Raw genomic sequence first — 16,043 nt, forward strand, 5'->3', positions numbered from 1 at the left:
CGTGGGCTTAGCATCGGTCCCCGCATGAACACGATGACGCTCTGGCACATATCCGTAGGGGAGTTCGCCGCTCTCGCCGCCGCGGCTCTGCTCGTCGGCTTCTCGAAGACCGCTGTGAGCGGGGCCAACACGGTCAGCCTGGCGATCTTCGCCGCCGTGCTGCCCGCCCGCGCCTCGACCGGCGTCCTCCTGCCCATCCTGATCGTCGGGGACGTGCTCGCCGTGCTCACCTATCGGCGGCATGCCCACTGGCCGACGCTGTGGCGGCTGTTCCCCGCGGTCGCCGCGGGCGTCGTCTTCGGCACGCTGTTCCTGGTGTGGGCCGACGACGGGGTCGTACGGACCTCGATCGGCGCGATCCTGCTGCTGATGGCGGCGGTCACCGTGTGGCGCCGCCGGGCCGCCGCGCAGGACGACGAACCCGACTCGGTGGCGACGCGCACGGGCCGGATCAAGGCCCGTTCGTACGGGGTGCTCGGCGGCTTCACGACGATGGTCGCCAACGCGGGCGGCCCGGTGATGTCGATGTATCTCCTGTCGGCGGGCTTCAGGAAGCTGGGCTTCCTCGGCACGTCGGCCTTCTTCTTCCTGATCGTCAATGTGTCGAAGGTGCCGTTCAGCGTGGGACTCGGCCTGATCGACGGCCACTCGCTGCTGTTGGACGCGGCGTTGGCGGCTTTCGTCGTGCCGGGGGCGTTCATCGGCAAATGGGCCGTGAACCGAATCAACCAGCTGCTCTTCGAGCGGCTGGTGATCGCGGCGACGGTGGTGGGCGGGGTGCAGCTGCTGCTGCGCTGACCGCTACTGGGGCGTGGCGGAGTTCAGCAGGGCGGGGAGATCCGCGAAGGAGTCCAGGACGTGGTCGGGTTCGCCGCTCGCCGCCTTATGGCTCTCGGGCAGGTACTTGCCGGTCTTGACGAGGACACCCGTGATTCCCGTGCGTTGCGCCGCGAGCACGTCCGACTCGATGTCGTCGCCGACCATCAGCGCCTCACCGGGACCGACCCCGAGACGCGCCAGCGCCGTCTCGAAGAACGCGGGCGCCGGCTTGCCGGTGATCTCCGCCTCGGTGCGGGCCGCCCGCTCCAGGCCGAGCAGGAACGCTCCGCTGTCGAGCTGCAGCCCCTGATCGGTGCGCCAGTACAGGTTGCGGTGCATGGCGATCAGCCGGGCGCCGTGCTGGAGGTGGCCGAAGGTCCGGTTGAGCGCGGCGTAGCCGAACTCGGGTCCGGCGCCGCCCACGACGACGACATCCGGCACGGTGTCCGTGTCGCGGTCGTCGTCGCTCTCGCCGACCAGCGTGACTCCCGCGAGGTCCTCGGCGATGTCACCGCTGTTCAGCAGGGAGCACCGGGCGCCCGGATGGCGGTCGGCGAGATACGCGGCGGTGACGGCGGGGGCGGTGAGGATGTCCTCGGCGTCCACGGGGAAGCCGGCTTCGCCCAGGGTCCCGGCGATCGACGCGCGCGTACGGGACGTCGTGTTGGTGACCAGGGCGACCCCGAGCCCTGACGCACGGATCTGCCGCAACGCCTCGACCGCGCCGGGCAGCGGCTGCCACGAGACCGTGAGCACACCGTCGATGTCGATCAGGACCGCGCGTACCGACTCCATGCCCGGACGATACCGATCAGCACCCGCGCCGCGCATGCGCGCAGGCTTCCTGCGCCGACGGCTCACCCTGCCGGACCCGATGTGCGCGAGAGGTGTCGGTACCCGGGGCGCTGACCAGGTCACGTGGACATGGCCGGAGACCCACGGGATGCGCGGGCGGTGACCCTGCCGACCTGCTGCTTCCCGGGGTGGGACCCGAACCCCACGCCCCTACCCGGCCCCCGTACGCTCGAGGCCATGGCCCCCCACGTCCTGGTCCTCGGCGGCACCACCGAGGCACGCGAACTCGCCGCCGAGCTGGCGACGCGTCCCGGTGTCCGGGTGACGACTTCCCTGGCGGGGCGCGTGTCGCGGCCGGGGGCGCTTGCGGGGGACGTACGGATCGGGGGATTCGGCGGAGCGGAGGGGCTCGCGGAGTGGCTGCGCGAGCACGGCGTGGACGCCGTGGTGGACGCGACGCACCCGTTCGCCTCCGCCATCACGGCGAACGCCGCGCGGGCCGCGGCGGCGACCGGAGTCCCGGCCGTGGTGCTGCGCCGTCCTGGCTGGCGCCCCGGCCCCGGCGACCGGTGGCACTCGGCAGCATCCCTCGCCGAAGCCGCCGCGCTGCTCCCGGCGTTGGGCCGCCGCGTCTTCCTCACCACGGGCCGCCTGGGCCTCGCGGCCTTCACGGACCTCGCCGAACTCCACTTCCTCGTACGCTCGGTGGACGCGCCGGAGCCCCCGCTGCCCCCCGACGCCGAAGTACTCCTGGCACGCGGCCCGTTCACGCTGGACGGCGAGAAAACCCTGCTGCGCGAGCACCACATCGACGTCCTGGTGACCAAGGACAGCGGCGGAGCCGCAACAGCGGCCAAACTCACGGCCGCCCGTGACCTCGGGCTTCCCGTGGTCGTCGTGCGCCGCCCCGACCTCCCCGACGGCGTGACCGCAGTACCGGACGTGACGACGGCCCTGACCCGGCTGGACCTCAGCCTCCGGTGACGGCCGCCCGGATCCCGGTGGGCAGGCCGTTGGTCAGGTCCTCGACCAGGAGGCGCTCGGCGATGATGTCGAGGACGGCGCGGAGGGCCGCGCGGCCGCTGCCCCGTTCCATGCGATCGGCGCGCCGACTGCCCCAGGCGTTGCTGATGATCCGGCGGGCGCCCCGTGCGTGAGGGTCATCGGCGCGGCGTACCGTCGCGGGTCACCTGCCCGTCGCACGGTCGCCGGGGCGTGCGCTACCCGCGCGGATGCCTGCGCAGCAGATACGTGTCCATGATCCATCCCTTGCGCTCCCGGGCCTCGGCCCGCAGACGCTCGATACGGGGAGCCGCCTCGGCTAGGGGACCGGAGGCGAGGATCTCGTCGGGCGTGCCTATGTAGGCGCCCCAGTAGATGTCGATGTCCTCGCCGGCGTACTGCCGGAACGTCTGGTGGGCGTCGAGCATGACGACCACGTCGTCGACACCCTCGGGGAAGCCTTCCGCGAGGCGGCGGCCCGTGGTGATCTGGACGGGCCGCGCGACCCGGTTCAGCCCCGTGCGGTGACGGGCGACGAGCGCGGAGACGCTGCTGATGCCGGGCACGACGTCGTACGTGAACGCCACCGCGCCCCGGTCCAGGATCTCCTCCAGGATGCCGAGCGTGCTGTCGTACAGCGCGGGGTCGCCCCACACCAGGAACGCGCCGCTCTCGTCCTCGCCCAGCTCCTCGGCGATCAGCCGCTCGTAGATGGCCGCGCGGGCACTGCGCCAGTCCCCGACGGCCGGCGAGTACGCCGCGCCCCCCGCGGACCGGTCGCGGTCCGGGTCGCGGGCCTCGACCAGTCGATACGCCCCCTGCGGTATGTGCGCGTCGAGGATGTCACGGCGCAGCTGGACGAGGTCCGACTTCACCTCGCCCTTGTCCAGGATGAAGAACACGTCGGTGCTCCTCAGCGCCTTGACCGCCTGCAGCGTGAGCTGGTCGGGGTCGCCCGCCCCAATCCCGATGACATGAATCTTTCGCACACCGAGAGTCTGCCGTACGCCACTGACAGTGGACGCACCGCACCCGGGATCGGCACCGGCCCGACGCGGCGGTGCCCGGTCAGTCCCCTCGCCCGCGCAACCGTGGTGCCCACGCCTCCGCGCTGATCGCCTTGCCCTCCCGCTCCACGACCCCCGCCAATTCCCGCGCCCAGGCGCTCAGTTCCGCGAGGTCCATTCCGTACGGCCGCCCCCGGCCGGTCTCCGACGCCCACTCCTCGGCCGCGCCGGCGCCGCGCCGCAGCAGCCGGGCGCCGCCCGTCGTGTTCCCCCGGGCCGCATGCGTGAGGCCCACCGCGAGCTGGGCCAGACCACGCCAGAGCGCGCGCTCGTCCTCGGGCCCGGACTTCCAGGCGTCCTCGAAGACCTCGTGCGCGTGAAACGGCTTCCCCGCCTCCAGCAGCGCCTGCGCCTCGGCGACACTCTCCTCGGGGCCGCGTACGACGCCTTCCGGCTGCCGTTCCACACCGTCCGCGCCGTACGGCAGGGGTCGCCCCAGCCCGTCGCGCGGCCGGGCGTTCCGCGCCCGCCCCGCCGTGTCCCGATCACGCCCGCCGCCCTGCCGAGCCTCAGATGTCCCACTCATACGCCGATTGTCGCGCGCCCCGCGCCCCCTTCGGAGCAGCCCACGACGTGGGGTAAAGTTCTGTTCGCACGATCACGCGGGTCACCGCGGGTGAACGCATCGGGACGTGGCGCAGCTTGGTAGCGCACTTGACTGGGGGTCAAGGGGTCGCAGGTTCAAATCCTGTCGTCCCGACGGTGCGAAGGGTCTTCGCAGGCGGGAGCCTGTGGGGGCCCTTTTTCGCGTGGGTCGTTTCCGATCTTCGACGTCGAGCATGCCGCTCATCGGCACCTTTACTCGGAGGCCGGCGAAGATGCCGTTGCTGGACCTGGAGAAGATGACCGCGGGTCTGTCGAAGACCTGGTCGGGGTTCCGCGCCCCGCTCCAGGTGCGTAGGGCAGGGCCGACCACCGGGTCACTATGAGCCCGGTACCAGGCGGGAACCCGGGCGCCGGGGCGGTTGAACCAGGCGCGCGAGGCGGTGATGAGCATCAGGTCCAGTGCCCGGTCCAGCAGATCTGCTGCCCCGGCTCCTCCCGGATGATCTCCTGGAAGGTCGTCCGGCTGACCGGGCAGGCGCCGGCGCTCGCCCCGATGACAGCCACAGGTGGCAGGGCGGCGAGCAGCCGGCCGGGGTGCCACTGCCCACGGTGTACAGACCACTCAGTAGGAGCGTGCCGTCCGCGCTTCGGTGTCCCAGGTGCCGGCATCCGGAGCCCGGCGCAGACCAGTTCCTCGCCCTGTGCGGTCGTGCAGCGGCCGCCGTGGTGGATCACCGCCCAGGACGCGTAGGTCGGGGTGAAACACAGCTCGACCTTGTTCTTCGCCGCCCAGCGGCGGATGCGCAGTTCAAATCGGCGGAGTGGTTGTCGAGGATGACGTGGATCATCGCTCCGTCGGGGCGGGCCGCGCGGATCGACCGCAGGGCCGCCCAGGTGTGGTCGATGCCCTTGCGTCGGCGAACCACATCCCACAGCCGGTCGTCGCCGAGCCGAGTGGCAGCCGTGGAAGTAGGTGATGCCATGAGTGCGGTGGAACGTAGCCGGCAGCCGGTCGGGATGCTTCTGCCTCGCCCAGCGGGAGCCGGTGGTGGGGCGGATGCCCAGCGGGCCGAACTCGGCGAAGGCGAAGGCAGGGTGCGGCTAACGTGTCCAGCACCTGAGGAACTGCGCGCATCGGAGAAGGTGTTGACGGAACGGTCGAACGGATATCGCCCCACACTCGAGGACGTGGCACGCCGGTCAGGGGTGTCGAAGTCCACGGTGTCGCGTGTGATCAACGGCGAGCCGAGGGTGCGAGCGGCGGTCGCCGACCGCATCCGACAGGCTGTGGACGAACTCGGCTACGTACCGAACCAAGCCGCCCGAAGCCTGGTCACCCGCCGCAACAACGCCGTCGCCGTGGTGGTCACCGAACCGCAGAACCGGCTCTTCGTGGACCCTTATTTCGACTGCCATCTGCGTGGCATCCGGCAGGAGCTTGTCCAACAAGGAGCGCAGCCGGTGCTGCTGTTCATCGAGGAGCCGGACGACTATCCGCGCGTCGGTAACTTCCTGGGCGGCGGCCACGTCGATGGCGCGCTGTTGTTCTCCCTGCGCACCGACGACCCGTTGCCTGCCATGGTCGAGCACATGGGCCTGCCCGCCATCTTCGGCGGTCGCCCGGTCGTCGGCTCCGGCCACCGCAGTAACGGCTACACGTACGTCGACGCCGACAACCGCGGCGGAGCCAGGGAAGCCGTTCGGCATCTCGAATCACTGGGACGTCTACGCATCGGGACCATCACCGGGCCGCTCAACCAGGCTTCCGCGATCGACCGCCTCGACGGCTACCGAGACGTGCTCCTGGACACCCCACCCCATCTGATCGCCGAGGGCGACTTCACGCTGCAGGGCGGCGCCGCCGCCATGGCCGAGCTCCTCGAGGGGTGTCCCGATCTGGACGCGGTTTTCGTCGCCTCGGACCTGATGGCATCCGGTGCCTTGCGCGTACTGCGGGAACGCGGGCGCAGCGTACCCGAGGATGTGGCGGTTGTCGGCTTCGACGACTTGGCGCCCATCGCTGAGGCGACGGAGCCACCGTTGACCACTGTGCACCAGGACATCGAGGACATGGGACGCCTGATGGCCCGGCTGCTGTTCAAGCGCACAGCGGACGAGCTCGCGCCGCGAGACGGCAGACATCCGCTGTCCTCTGTGGTCACCCCGACACGTTTGGTCGTGCGGAAGTCCGCTTGAGACATCGAGGGAACTTCGGTGCAGCGGCCATCGGCGAGGCGGGCCCTGTTGCCTGGCCGACAAGGGCCTCGGTGATCTGGCGGGTGGCCTGCGCGGCAACACGGGATCGACGGCGGCGTAGACGGTGTAGGCACTCAGAGTCGTGGCCAGGGCCCAGCCGCGGCCCCGCACCCAGGTGACGTCGTCCACGCCGAGCGCGGCACGGAAGGCACCCCGGCTCCCAGCCGACATCAAGGTGAAGGCGATCGTCAGGTCGCAGGCCGGGTCGCCGACGCCGAGCCCGCCGAAATCGATGACCGCGCTGAGGCGGCCGTCGACAGTCAGCAGGTTGCCGGTGTGGAAGTCGCCGTGGAACCAGACCGGCGGGCGATCCCACCCGGGGGCACTCAACGCCGCGTCCCACAGCTCGGTCATCGCCGAGACGTCGAACACGCCGCCGACCTTCTCGATGGCGGCCCGCGTGGCACGGTCCCGGTCGGCCAGCGACCCGGCGGCGAGGTCGTCGCGGGCACCCTCATCCGAGATGTCCTCGGGCGAGAACCGCTGAAGGGCGATCAGGAACTCTGCCAGTTCGACGGCCGCCCCGGACGAGTCGGCCAGTGCCTCAACGGTCGCCACCTCGCCGTCCAGCCAGCGGGACACCGCCCACGGCCACGGATAGCCGAAGTCGGGTTCTCCCACCCCCACCGGTAGCGGGATGGCCAGGGGAAGGCGCGGGGCGAGCAGCTACGCCTCGTGCCCCCTGGACGGGGTGGACTGGAGCCCGTTCGACATCGTCGGCCTGGACGCCTTCCGGGGCCTGCGCAACGCCGCCACCTACCGCGACGACCTGCGCAAGGAGTTCACCCACGGCAAGCCGGTCGCCATCATGGAAGTCGGCTGCTGCACCTTCCACGGGGCAGGCGACTACGGCGGCTCGGGCTGGTACGTCGCTATGGAGCCCGAAGGTGTCACCCCCAAACCGGACCTGGTGCGCGACGAGAGCGAGCAGGTCCGCTGTCTCGACGACCTCATGTCCATCTTCGAAGACGAAGGCGTCGACTCCGTCTTCTGGTTCAGCTTCGCCGGCTACGGCACCCCTCACCGTCTGTCCGGACCGGACCCCGACCTCGCCTCCTACGGCATCGTCAAGATCCTCGACGAGCACAGCGGCTACCCAGCCGACGCGCGCACCTACCCCGAGAGGCCCTGGGAACCCAAGGAGGCGTTCCACGCGCTCGCCAACCGCTACCAGGCCCTCAAGCAGCAAGGAACGCCCGACCAGCAACGCCGATAACCGATAGCACCTGTAGGGCCACTGAACTTCGCCAGGGGACGCTCCTGCTGCATTGGCTGATCACCAACAGCATCCCTTCTTGAGTCCTGGAGGGTCACCGAAACCGCGATCCTGAACGGCCGTGGGTGATGTGCTCCTCTAAGACCTGTGGTTTCACCAGGTAGCCAGGGCCTGCTGATGAGGATGGTAGGTCCGCTGCAGGCACTGCTCGCCACCGGCGAACCGGTCACGGTCGAGCGGCTCGCCGCCCGGACCGGTCGCCGAGATCCGCGACGCGCTGGCCGCCATGCAACACGGAGTACGACGCCGAGGGCCGCGTCATCGGCTACGGCCTCACCTTCGATCCGACGCCGATCTCGCTCGTGCCTTCACCGTAGGCGTCCGCGCGGTGGGCCTGCCCGCAGTCTTGAGCCGGGTGGTCGAAATCGGCTGGCGGGACTCCGGCGCTCGGTCCGGCGCAGAGGCTATCCGGGGTTGTCTGCCGGCTCCAGCCGGGCTACGTCGAACTCCACACGGACGTCATCGGCCAGCCGCAGTGCGCCGAGGAACGCGGTGTAGGGCTTGATTCCCCAGGTGGATTGCCTGACGATCGCCGAACCGCGCAGAAGCCCGTCGCCGTTGCCCTTCCCCCGCACCGTCACAGGGTGGGTTCGGCCCTTGATGGTGAGGTCCCCGGTGATCTCGAAGGACTGCAGTGTTCCTGCGACCAGGGTGGAGCGGAAGGCGATCGTGGGGTGCTGTGCGATATGCAGCAGGGCCTCGCCTGCCAGGGTCCGTTTGATCTCGGCCCGGTCGGTGTCGCTGAGGGGCTTCAGCCCGCCTGTTCCCTCTCGAACCTGAAGCGAGTCCGTCTCGACCGTCACGCTCACCGACGATCTGCCAGGGTCGCCGACGGCTACCACCGCCTCGCCGGACCATCGGGTGGCCTCGATCGTGAGGTCGTGTCCAGCCCTGCGGCCCAGCCCTGCACGCCCGGTCTTGATCAAGAGGCGGCCGGTCGACGGTCCCAGCCGATACGTTCCGTCTGTCAGCGTCACAGCGCCGAGGGTAGGGCGCGGACGCGGCCGGGCGGTTGAGGCAGCCCGCTTGGCGTGTCCCCCGCGCCGCGATGATGCCTTGGGGGAGCGCGCAGCCTGGGTCGCTGTGACGGTGACTTCTGCTCGGCGTACCGCGGGACCCGCTGGTGAGGCACGGCGCGGCGGGGCCAGCACCTGTGCCTGCCGGTCAGCGCTCTCCGAGGCGAGAGCCCCGGGTGGCCGCACGCCGGCGAGTGACGAAACGCATCGTCGGTATGACGACCGCGTGCCCAGGTCACCGTGGCTTCTCGGCTCCGCGTCCTGAAGCCGTCGGTCTGCCCGACGCCTGTAACAGACGGCTCGGCGCAAGCGGGACGCCGTCTCAGGTGCGCGGCACCTCGGAGAGGTGGTGCCTTGCCAGTAAGGCGGCCGCCGCTTCGCTCCCGCGCCGTTCCGCGCTGACCTCGGCGGCAGCCTGCGCGGCGTTGCGCTGCGCTCTGTCCTCGCCACCGTAAGAGGCGATGGTGAGCAGGCCGTGAAGGGTTTGCTCACCGATGGCCCGCAGCACGTTCTCCAGTGATCCGACGGGTAGCACGCGAGTTCCTTCCGTGGCAGACCGTTCCGGCGATACGCCAGGCCACCGGAGTGGGTGAAGGACCTTCCGGAATCTCCGGTGCCAAAGCTACTCGAGGGGCTGCTGGGTGCCTACGGAAAAGGCGGTAGCGACAGAAGGTGTCGCAAGCCCGCGTGGCTGGGTGACCAGGGGCTGCTCCAGCCGCCCCCAACTACGGGCAGTTCCTTCAGGATGCAACTGTCGGTGCCGGGCTGTCACCGGCGCGTGGTGCAGGTGCCGAGACGGGCGTACCGCGATATGAGTTCCAGGCGCCACTGACGTCACCGAGCGCAGCCGACGTCCAGCACCTCGATCACGTCGCCGCGGATGGTGTACACAAGCCAGCACCAGTCACCGAATGCCGCGGCCAGTCCGGGGACCCGCGCTTTCGGATCCGTGGCCAGAGCGGTGATGAGCGTGATGATCTGCTCGTGCATGTCGTCCGGGACGTCGAACAGCACGTTGGCAGCCGGTTCGATCAGTTCGACTTTCATTTCGCGACTTACAAGCAGAGTCCCCACGACCAGAATAAATCCGCCATTCGTCTCGCGCGGGGCTCACGTGTGCCCAGCTATTGATCGGCGGGGCGCGGCTGTGCGGCCTGCTCCCCGCGACCGGAGTCCATCTGACCAGATGGCCGACGCGGCAGCCGAGCGCAATCAGCCCGCCGCGACTGCAGCCGATCACGACCACCGTCGCCCCGAATTGCGGGCACAGGGCGCCTGCCCGGGCCGGACGAAGCCGACGCCGCGGACCGGTGACAGTTCTGCAACCGCCAGACGCGGCCGCTATCACCTGGGGCTGACGGGTATCTCCTGGGGCTGACGGGGCAACATCATGTTGCTGACAGGTATGGGAAAATGAAATTGAAATGTGGAGTGTTCGCGTGAGCATTCCTGAGACGCGCAACATAGAGATATCTGGGGTGCGATCGGCAAAGGCGGCCGGTTGCCGTCTCGCTTGTGGCCGACGCGGGTCGACCCCGGTCTGAATGGGGCACCGATGCGTATGCATGGCACTGCGCAGGGGGCGGAGGTAGCTGCCGCGGCCGTTGACGCGCATGGTGTCGTCACCGCGTGGAGCCGTGGTGCCCGGCTGCTTCTGGGATACGCACCCGGGGAGGTCGTAGGGCACCCGGCGACGGAACTTCTGGCCGCTGGTCTTCCTGATTCGGCTCGGCGGAGCCTCGCGCGACGGGAGGCGTGGCTCGGAAGGGTTGCACTGCGCCACCAGGCGGGTCGTCCGGTGGAGTCCGATCTGTGGGCCTGCCCGCTGACCAACGCCGAAAAGCAGGTCCAGTGGTTCCTTGAGGCCGCCATTCCGCAAGAGGGCGGTGAGGGCGTGGACCTGGCGCTGCAGCGCACCTTGCTCTCGCATCACCGGCCCGCCCAGCTGGCGGTGGACACGGCGACGCGTTATCTGCCGGCCGATCCTCAGGCCGGTGTCGGCGGCGACTGGTTCGATGTCATTCCTCTCTCGGGTGCCCGTGTGGCTCTGGTTGTCGGCGACGTCGTGGGGCACGGCATCCATGCCTCGGCCGCCATGGGACGTCTGCGCACCGCGGTGCGCACCCTCGCCGATGTCGACATTCCCCCGGACGAGCTGCTGACCCAGCTGGACGATCTCATCCTGGAAGAGATCGAAGAGGGGATCGAGTCGGTCGGGGAGGTCGGTGCAACCTGCCTGTACGTGGTCTACGACCCGGTCTCCCGCCGTTGCACGCTGGCCAGCGCCGGCCATCTGGCCCCGGCAGCCGTCACTCCGGACGGCTCCGTCGGCTTCCTCCCGCTGGCGCCGGGCCCCCCGCTGGGCGTGGGCGGCCTGCCGTTCGAAGCCACCGAGGCCCAGCTGCCCGAAGGCAGCCTGCTCGTTCTGTACACCGACGGACTGGTCGAAGCCCGCGACCGCGACATCGACTCCGCACTGCGGACCCTGCTGCGTGTCCTGGCCGAGCCCGCCCCTTCGCTGGAGACGACCTGCGACAGCATCCTCAACGAGCTCCTGCCCGGGCGGCCCGACGACGTGGCTCTCCTCGTCGCCCGCACGCACGCGCTGGGCCCTGCCCATGTGGCCTCCTGGGACCTGCCTGCCGACCCCGCCGTCGTCGCGGACGCGCGCCAGCATGCCGCCGACCAGCTCACGACATGGGGTCTGCAGGAGGCCGCTCCCACCACAGAGCTGATCGTCAGCGAACTGGTCACCAACGCCATCCGCCACGCCAGGCCCCCGATCCAGCTGCGGCTCATCCACAACTCCGCACTGATCTGCGAGGTCTCCGACTCCAGTAGCACCTCACCGCACCCGCGCCGAGCCCGTGACCTCGACGAGGGCGGCCGCGGCCTGTTCCTCGTCGGCCAGCTCACCGAACGGTGGGGGACCCGCCACACGCTCACCGGGAAGACCATCTGGGCAGAGCAGCTCCGGCCCCTGCATGCCCATGTCCCGCCCTGGCATCTCCCCGTGGCAAGAGAACCGCTGACGAGGGTCGGGTGAGAGACCGGGAATGAGCGCCGCTCGGGCCGCGCGGTGTGGGGCCGACCAGCTCATGCGAGAACGTAACCGCGGAGGCGAACCCGCAGCGGCAGCTCCGCGGCCCCGGGGCCCGCGTCGAACGCGACCCGGTGACCGCGGTTGCGCACCAGCAGGCCGGCGGGTGCGAAGCGCGGCGAGTTCATCGTGCCCACGCCCAGGAGCGTCATGCGCAGGTGCCACGCCACCGCGCTCACCTCCCGCGCGGGACTTGCACCTGCCACCTACCCGTCGGGGGCCCGTCGCGCCAGCGCTGAGAGGATCGGCCGGCCGGGCGGATCCTCCGGAGCCCCTCCGGCCGTTTCGCTCGGCAACAGCCGGGTAACCGGCCTGGCGAGGGCCCCGATGCCGCCCACCGCGACCGAGACAGGGAGCCATCATGGGCATCCCTCCCAAAGACCCCGTACCACCAAGTCCCACACCGGCACCCGGACCGGGTCCCGGTCCGCAACCAGGCCCCGTGTCAGGTCCGGTGCCTTCTCCTGGCGGACCCGATCCCGTGCCCCCGGCGCCGCCCCAGCCCGAACCCGATCTCCAGCCGCCGCCCGCCCCGCGCCCCGATCCGCATCCTCGGCCCGGCCCGACGCCTGGGACGGCACCGGCCCCGGAGCCCGTCACACGCGAGGGCCGGAGCCTGGGACGGCACCGGCCCTGGAGCCCGTCATACGGGAGGGCGGCACGCTGAAGCGCGCTCCGGGAGGAAGACGTGAAGCTGCAGTTCCTCAACCCCCTGTACGAACGCCCCGGCCCGATCGCCTCCGTCTACCTCGACACCTCCCGTGAAATCGACGAACCCGACCGGGCCATCCAGCTGCGCTGGAGGAACCTGCGGGACAGCCTGCTCGCCCACGACAGCGACCACGCCACCCTCGACGCCATCGCCGATGTCGTCGGCACTGACCGCGACGTAGTAGGACGACACGGCCAGGCGATCTTCGCCGCGCACGGGCACCTGCTCCTGGCCGAGGTCCTGCCCGAGCCACCCGCCCACGACACCGCTCGGTACGGCATGCTGCCCGACGCACTGCCGCTCGCTCTCCAGCACGCTCCGGACATCCGCTACGCGGTCGTCGTTACGCACCGTATGCACACCCCGGAGGCCGACGACGGTGAGGACGAGCTCGAGGTCGCCTACGACACCGGCAGCTGGCCGATGAGCCGAGTCGCGCCCTCCCAGGCTCCCCAGCGCCGGATACCGGTGGATGGCTGGCCCAAGGAAGCCGAACAGCTCATCAGCGAACTGGCAGACAGCGTGGACGGGGACGGCACCGAGGTGATCGTCCTGTCCGGTGACCCGTGGGCCACCAACAGCCTCATCCGGCAGGCCCCGAGGAAACTGCAGGACCGCTTTGTCAGGCTCAAGGACAGCGGCCACTGGCGACCGGAGCCTGGCCGGGCACTCCTGGAGACCGGCCTGGGCACCTTGTTCGCCGGCACGCTGCCCGACCACGACCGGCAGCGGCTGGATGCCTTCCTCGCCCAGCGGGCCCGCAGCCGAGACGACGTCGAAGGCCTCGCGGCCACCGTGACCGCCCTGCAGCGTGCCCAGACCCAGGCATTGATACTCAACCCGCCGGTGTCCGCGGCCCCACCTCTGTGGGTGGGCACCGAGCCGACCCATATCGCTCTCTCGGGCGCGGACCTGCACGCCTTCGGAGTGCCGTACTACTGGGAGGAGCCCGCAGGCAGCGCGCTGATCCGAGCCACCGCCAGAACCAGGGGCGAGCTGATCGCCGTGACGCGGGACGCACTGCCTCTGAGGGACGGCCTCGCTGTACTTCTCCGCTACCCCGGCACCTGACCGACGCCGCCAGGTGCTCGAACAGAGTGCCCCTCCTACGTCACGACTTGTGTCGCTGCCACCAGTCGCTGTCAACTTGGGCGACCTGGCTGTCGAGCGCGATCCGCGGTCTGCGCTCGCCGACATCAGCGCAGCGGAGCCGAGCCGCTGACGCGCACCGAGACCGGCGTAGACCCGCTTCAAGTACTTCGGGCCGGTCTTGGCCGATTTCCTTCCACGGCTCTGGGCGGTGGCTTACTCGAGGTCAGTGCGTTCGCCAATGGGCTTGTGGAATACCGGCAATGACGACCTAAAGGGCACCGGCGACCGAGCCGACTGCAACGGTCTCCGCCGGAGCCGCGGCGGCATCGGTCTGTGTCTCGTCCGGTACCTCGGGCTCGTCCGGCGGTGCCTTTGCGTAAAGGTGACGAGGCCTGATCGGGGCGTTTCAGCGTCTATCGAACTTCGTGCCGACGGATATTGGATCGGAGCAGTTTGGGGCACCTGCTCGATATGGCCGCAAACAATCCCGACCTCGATCCCCGGGTGACCCCGGCCGGGAAACCTGGCGGCTCCATGCCCCCGGGCGAAACCCCACCCGCCGAAGCCGGCCCGGCCTCGGACGCAGACCCGCACGAGACCCGTACGCGCGGTTGGTACGGGGGCCCGACGTGGCCTCCGGTACCTCGGTCCTGCCGTCCGAAGCAGCCGCCCGTAACCCCGAGCACAAGTCCCTCGGCTGCCTTTGACACATAGTGCGTCGCGGTGAGCCGGGCCCGAGTTCCGGAAAGGGCCCGGCTATCCGGATGTGCGGGTGGTGACCGTGAAGAGTCCTCCGTCCGGGTCGCGCAGCATCGCCTCGTCGTCGGCGGCGTCGATGGTCCCGTCGGGTGACACGGTGCTGCCGCCGAGCTTGATGGCCTTCTCGACGGCATAGGCGATGTCGGGGACGTAGAAGTGCACGTGCCAGCGCGGCTGGATGTGTGGGTCGGGAGCGGCCTCGATCGCGCCGCCGACGAGCCGTGCGACGGCGATGCCGTGGTGGCGCAGCACAACCTGGTCGTCCTCGTAGGCCACCTGGCAGCAGTCGGGCTGCCCGCATCCCCAGTCGAGGACCTCGGCGTAGAAGATCGCCGCTTCGAACGCATCCCTGGTGCGCAGTTCCAGCCAGGCGGGCGCCTCTGCCCTGCCGACACCCCAGTCGGGGATGACCCTGCCCTGCCAGATGCCGAAGACCGCGCCGTCCCGGTCCGCGGCCAGAGCGGCCCGGCCAGTACCGAGGTTGAGCGGGCCGACAGCGACGGTGGCGGCGCGCTCACGAATGCGCCCCGCGACCGCGTCGGCGTCGTCGACGGCGAAGTACGGGGTCCACGCGACGGCCACGGCCAGGCGCGTTGCGAGTGCACCGAGGCCCGCGACCGGGGCTCCGTCGAGGAAGGCGACGGAGAATTCCTCGCCGAGCCGTGTGGGCCGGAACTCCCAGCCGAATACCCCGCCGTAGAAATCCTCGGCGGCGTGCAGATCGCGGGCCATGAGGCTGACCCAGCACGGAGCGCCGAATACCGCATCACTTGACGTCGACACAAGCTCCAACCCATCCGCTGAGGGGTGACCGGAACCTCTCCACGATACCCCACACTGAAGCCCCGAATGGCGAAAAGTGTCCGGCGGATTACAGGCTGTTACTTACTGAAAGGGAAGCTGCCGACTTTCGGCCGCTATCCGGTGCGGAAAGGGTGATTTACTGCGCGCCGAAAGATTCGCCTTCTGCGAGATAACGGATTCCGGGTCTCGGCCAGGGGAGTGCGTGAAACGTTCTCTCCACAGGGGAGTGACTACTTCGTAAAGTCACCCGACGTACATGTGCAGCCAACCGGAAGGCGCCAGGCGGGCAGCCCGGTCATCGTCCGTCGTCCTCCTGCCCGTCGGCATTCCGGGCCACCTGATTCAACGTGCGTCCGCTGAGCAGCGACTTGGCACGAGCGGGTCGGTCGTGCCGTGGCCTCCCGCCCGCCCCTCAGGCGTGGCCCTTGCGCAGGGCGTCGGCGTAGGGGGCCTCTGACCGGAGCGGTCGACGGTGAGATTGCTGTAGCTTCCCTCGTCCCACACGATCACGGTGCCTCCGCCGTACTCGCCCTCGGCGATGACGCCTTCGAACTCCCGGTACTCCAGCGGGTGGTCCTCGGCGGGCATGGCCAGCCGCTTGTCGTGCGGGTCACCCGAGGGCCCCTTGGGGACGGCCCAGGACTTCAGGACCCCGTCCACCTCCAGCCGGAAGTCGAAGTGCATCGTGCTCGCGTCATGGATCTGCACCACGAAGTGGGGCTGGTCGCCGGCCGTCCCGTCGTTGCCCCGCGGCTCTTCGGTCCTGGAGAAGTCGCGCTTGCGGTGGTAGTCGGACAGC

General features: G+C 70.0%; 17 protein-coding genes, 1 tRNA gene and 3 pseudogenes. 9 read left to right on the forward strand and 12 right to left on the reverse strand.

Annotated features, from left to right (window positions below):
- Positions 1-24: 24 nt before the first annotated feature.
- Complete coding sequence (locus AB5J53_RS42020) at positions 25-798, forward strand: sulfite exporter TauE/SafE family protein (RefSeq protein ID WP_369250842.1); 774 nt, start codon at positions 25-27, stop codon at positions 796-798.
- 3 nt (positions 799-801) lie between these two features.
- Here AB5J53_RS42020 and AB5J53_RS42025 read toward each other — a convergent pair whose 3' ends face one another.
- Positions 802-1,737 carry an HAD-IIA family hydrolase gene (locus AB5J53_RS42025; protein ID WP_369250843.1) on the reverse strand — a complete coding sequence of 312 codons (936 nt, stop codon included), beginning with the start codon at positions 1,735-1,737 and terminating at the stop codon, positions 802-804.
- Positions 1,738-1,851: 114 nt separating this feature from the next.
- Between AB5J53_RS42025 and AB5J53_RS42030 the strand changes: the two genes are divergently transcribed.
- On the forward strand, positions 1,852-2,598 hold the full coding sequence (locus tag AB5J53_RS42030) for a cobalt-precorrin-6A reductase (protein WP_369250844.1): 747 nt from the start codon (positions 1,852-1,854) through the stop codon (positions 2,596-2,598).
- On the opposite strand, the gene AB5J53_RS42035 is transcribed toward AB5J53_RS42030, so the two are convergent.
- The 3 genes from AB5J53_RS42035 to AB5J53_RS42045 form a co-directional block, all read right to left on the reverse strand.
- Positions 2,585-2,710, reverse strand: a complete 126-nt coding sequence (locus AB5J53_RS42035; RefSeq protein WP_369250845.1) for a hypothetical protein — start codon at positions 2,708-2,710, stop codon at positions 2,585-2,587. The two genes, AB5J53_RS42030 and AB5J53_RS42035, sit on opposite strands and share 14 nt — an antisense overlap.
- Before the next feature lie 124 nt (positions 2,711-2,834).
- Positions 2,835-3,605, reverse strand: a complete 771-nt coding sequence (gene cobF, locus AB5J53_RS42040; RefSeq protein ID WP_369250846.1) for a precorrin-6A synthase (deacetylating) — start codon at positions 3,603-3,605, stop codon at positions 2,835-2,837.
- A gap of 79 nt (positions 3,606-3,684) precedes the next feature.
- Complete coding sequence (locus tag AB5J53_RS42045) at positions 3,685-4,209, reverse strand: DUF309 domain-containing protein (RefSeq protein ID WP_369250847.1); 525 nt, start codon at positions 4,207-4,209, stop codon at positions 3,685-3,687.
- A 100-nt stretch (positions 4,210-4,309) separates the two neighbouring features.
- Between AB5J53_RS42045 and AB5J53_RS42050 the strand changes: the two genes are divergently transcribed.
- A tRNA-Pro gene (locus AB5J53_RS42050) sits at positions 4,310-4,383 on the forward strand.
- 581 nt (positions 4,384-4,964) lie between these two features.
- On the opposite strand, the pseudogene AB5J53_RS42055 reads toward AB5J53_RS42050, so the two are convergent.
- Positions 4,965-5,318 (reverse strand): annotated as a pseudogene (locus tag AB5J53_RS42055) (transposase); the annotation flags it as partial.
- A gap of 57 nt (positions 5,319-5,375) precedes the next feature.
- On the opposite strand from AB5J53_RS42055, the gene AB5J53_RS42060 reads away from it, so the two are divergent.
- On the forward strand, positions 5,376-6,425 hold the full coding sequence (locus AB5J53_RS42060; RefSeq protein ID WP_369250848.1) for a LacI family DNA-binding transcriptional regulator: 1,050 nt from the start codon (positions 5,376-5,378) through the stop codon (positions 6,423-6,425).
- On the opposite strand, the pseudogene AB5J53_RS42065 reads toward AB5J53_RS42060, so the two are convergent.
- Positions 6,388-7,148: pseudogene (locus tag AB5J53_RS42065) on the reverse strand (aminoglycoside phosphotransferase family protein); the annotation flags it as partial. The gene AB5J53_RS42060 and the pseudogene AB5J53_RS42065 sit on opposite strands and share 38 nt — an antisense overlap.
- On the opposite strand from AB5J53_RS42065, the gene AB5J53_RS42070 reads away from it, so the two are divergent.
- Both AB5J53_RS42070 and AB5J53_RS42075 read left to right on the forward strand, forming a co-directional pair.
- The gene (locus AB5J53_RS42070) at positions 7,123-7,701 is read left to right on the forward strand and encodes a hypothetical protein (RefSeq protein WP_369250849.1); all 579 of its coding nucleotides are present in this window, start codon (positions 7,123-7,125) and stop codon (positions 7,699-7,701) included. The pseudogene AB5J53_RS42065 and the gene AB5J53_RS42070 overlap by 26 nt on opposite strands.
- Before the next feature lie 183 nt (positions 7,702-7,884).
- Positions 7,885-8,259, forward strand: a complete 375-nt coding sequence (locus AB5J53_RS42075; protein WP_369252805.1) for a hypothetical protein — start codon at positions 7,885-7,887, stop codon at positions 8,257-8,259.
- Here the strand turns inward: AB5J53_RS42075 and AB5J53_RS42080 are convergent.
- The 3 genes from AB5J53_RS42080 to AB5J53_RS42090 form a co-directional block, all read right to left on the reverse strand.
- Complete coding sequence (locus AB5J53_RS42080) at positions 8,166-8,738, reverse strand: YceI family protein (protein WP_369250850.1); 573 nt, start codon at positions 8,736-8,738, stop codon at positions 8,166-8,168. The genes AB5J53_RS42075 and AB5J53_RS42080 overlap by 94 nt on opposite strands.
- Positions 8,739-9,099: 361 nt before the next feature.
- Positions 9,100-9,312 carry a hypothetical protein gene (locus AB5J53_RS42085; RefSeq protein ID WP_369250851.1) on the reverse strand — a complete coding sequence of 71 codons (213 nt, stop codon included), beginning with the start codon at positions 9,310-9,312 and terminating at the stop codon, positions 9,100-9,102.
- Positions 9,313-9,611: 299 nt separating this feature from the next.
- Positions 9,612-9,851 carry a hypothetical protein gene (locus tag AB5J53_RS42090; RefSeq protein ID WP_369250852.1) on the reverse strand — a complete coding sequence of 80 codons (240 nt, stop codon included), beginning with the start codon at positions 9,849-9,851 and terminating at the stop codon, positions 9,612-9,614.
- Positions 9,852-10,338: 487 nt separating this feature from the next.
- Between AB5J53_RS42090 and AB5J53_RS42095 the strand changes: the two genes are divergently transcribed.
- A complete protein-coding gene (locus AB5J53_RS42095) occupies positions 10,339-11,823 on the forward strand; it encodes a SpoIIE family protein phosphatase (protein WP_369252807.1) in 1,485 nt (494 codons plus the stop codon).
- A 50-nt stretch (positions 11,824-11,873) separates the two neighbouring features.
- On the opposite strand, the gene AB5J53_RS42100 is transcribed toward AB5J53_RS42095, so the two are convergent.
- On the reverse strand, positions 11,874-12,047 hold the full coding sequence (locus AB5J53_RS42100) for a hypothetical protein (protein WP_369250853.1): 174 nt from the start codon (positions 12,045-12,047) through the stop codon (positions 11,874-11,876).
- A 518-nt stretch (positions 12,048-12,565) separates the two neighbouring features.
- Here AB5J53_RS42100 and AB5J53_RS42105 point away from each other — a divergent pair.
- Both AB5J53_RS42105 and AB5J53_RS42110 read left to right on the forward strand, forming a co-directional pair.
- Positions 12,566-13,660, forward strand: a complete 1,095-nt coding sequence (locus AB5J53_RS42105; protein ID WP_369250854.1) for a hypothetical protein — start codon at positions 12,566-12,568, stop codon at positions 13,658-13,660.
- 492 nt (positions 13,661-14,152) lie between these two features.
- Positions 14,153-14,395 (forward strand): DUF6480 family protein, encoded by a 243-nt coding sequence (locus AB5J53_RS42110; RefSeq protein ID WP_369250855.1) that lies wholly within the window; start codon positions 14,153-14,155, stop codon positions 14,393-14,395.
- Positions 14,396-14,437: 42 nt separating this feature from the next.
- Here AB5J53_RS42110 and AB5J53_RS42115 read toward each other — a convergent pair whose 3' ends face one another.
- Entirely contained in the window at positions 14,438-15,172 is a 735-nt protein-coding gene (locus AB5J53_RS42115) for a VOC family protein (RefSeq protein WP_369250856.1), read from the reverse strand.
- A gap of 367 nt (positions 15,173-15,539) precedes the next feature.
- A pseudogene (locus AB5J53_RS42120) lies at positions 15,540-16,042 on the reverse strand (DNA polymerase ligase N-terminal domain-containing protein).
- Position 16,043 lies beyond the last annotated feature (1 nt).

This window comes from Streptomyces sp. R41, assembly GCF_041053055.1.
Classification (GTDB): Bacteria; Actinomycetota; Actinomycetes; order Streptomycetales; family Streptomycetaceae; genus Streptomyces.

Excerpts from the sequence above, each read along its gene's own strand:
- AB5J53_RS42020 (WP_369250842.1), top strand. The coding sequence starts at position 25 with ATGAACACGATGACGCTCTGGCACATATCCGTAGGGGAGTTCGCCGCT.
- AB5J53_RS42030 (WP_369250844.1), top strand. The coding sequence starts at position 1,852 with ATGGCCCCCCACGTCCTGGTCCTCGGCGGCACCACCGAGGCACGCGAA.
- AB5J53_RS42035 (WP_369250845.1), bottom strand. The coding sequence starts at position 2,710 with ATGGAACGGGGCAGCGGCCGCGCGGCCCTCCGCGCCGTCCTCGACATC.
- AB5J53_RS42045 (WP_369250847.1), bottom strand. The coding sequence starts at position 4,209 with ATGAGTGGGACATCTGAGGCTCGGCAGGGCGGCGGGCGTGATCGGGAC.
- AB5J53_RS42070 (WP_369250849.1), top strand. The coding sequence starts at position 7,123 with ATGGCCAGGGGAAGGCGCGGGGCGAGCAGCTACGCCTCGTGCCCCCTG.
- AB5J53_RS42075 (WP_369252805.1), top strand. The coding sequence starts at position 7,885 with ATGGTAGGTCCGCTGCAGGCACTGCTCGCCACCGGCGAACCGGTCACG.
- AB5J53_RS42095 (WP_369252807.1), top strand. The coding sequence starts at position 10,339 with ATGCATGGCACTGCGCAGGGGGCGGAGGTAGCTGCCGCGGCCGTTGAC.
- AB5J53_RS42110 (WP_369250855.1), top strand. The coding sequence starts at position 14,153 with ATGGCCGCAAACAATCCCGACCTCGATCCCCGGGTGACCCCGGCCGGG.
- AB5J53_RS42115 (WP_369250856.1), bottom strand. The coding sequence starts at position 15,172 with ATGGCCCGCGATCTGCACGCCGCCGAGGATTTCTACGGCGGGGTATTC.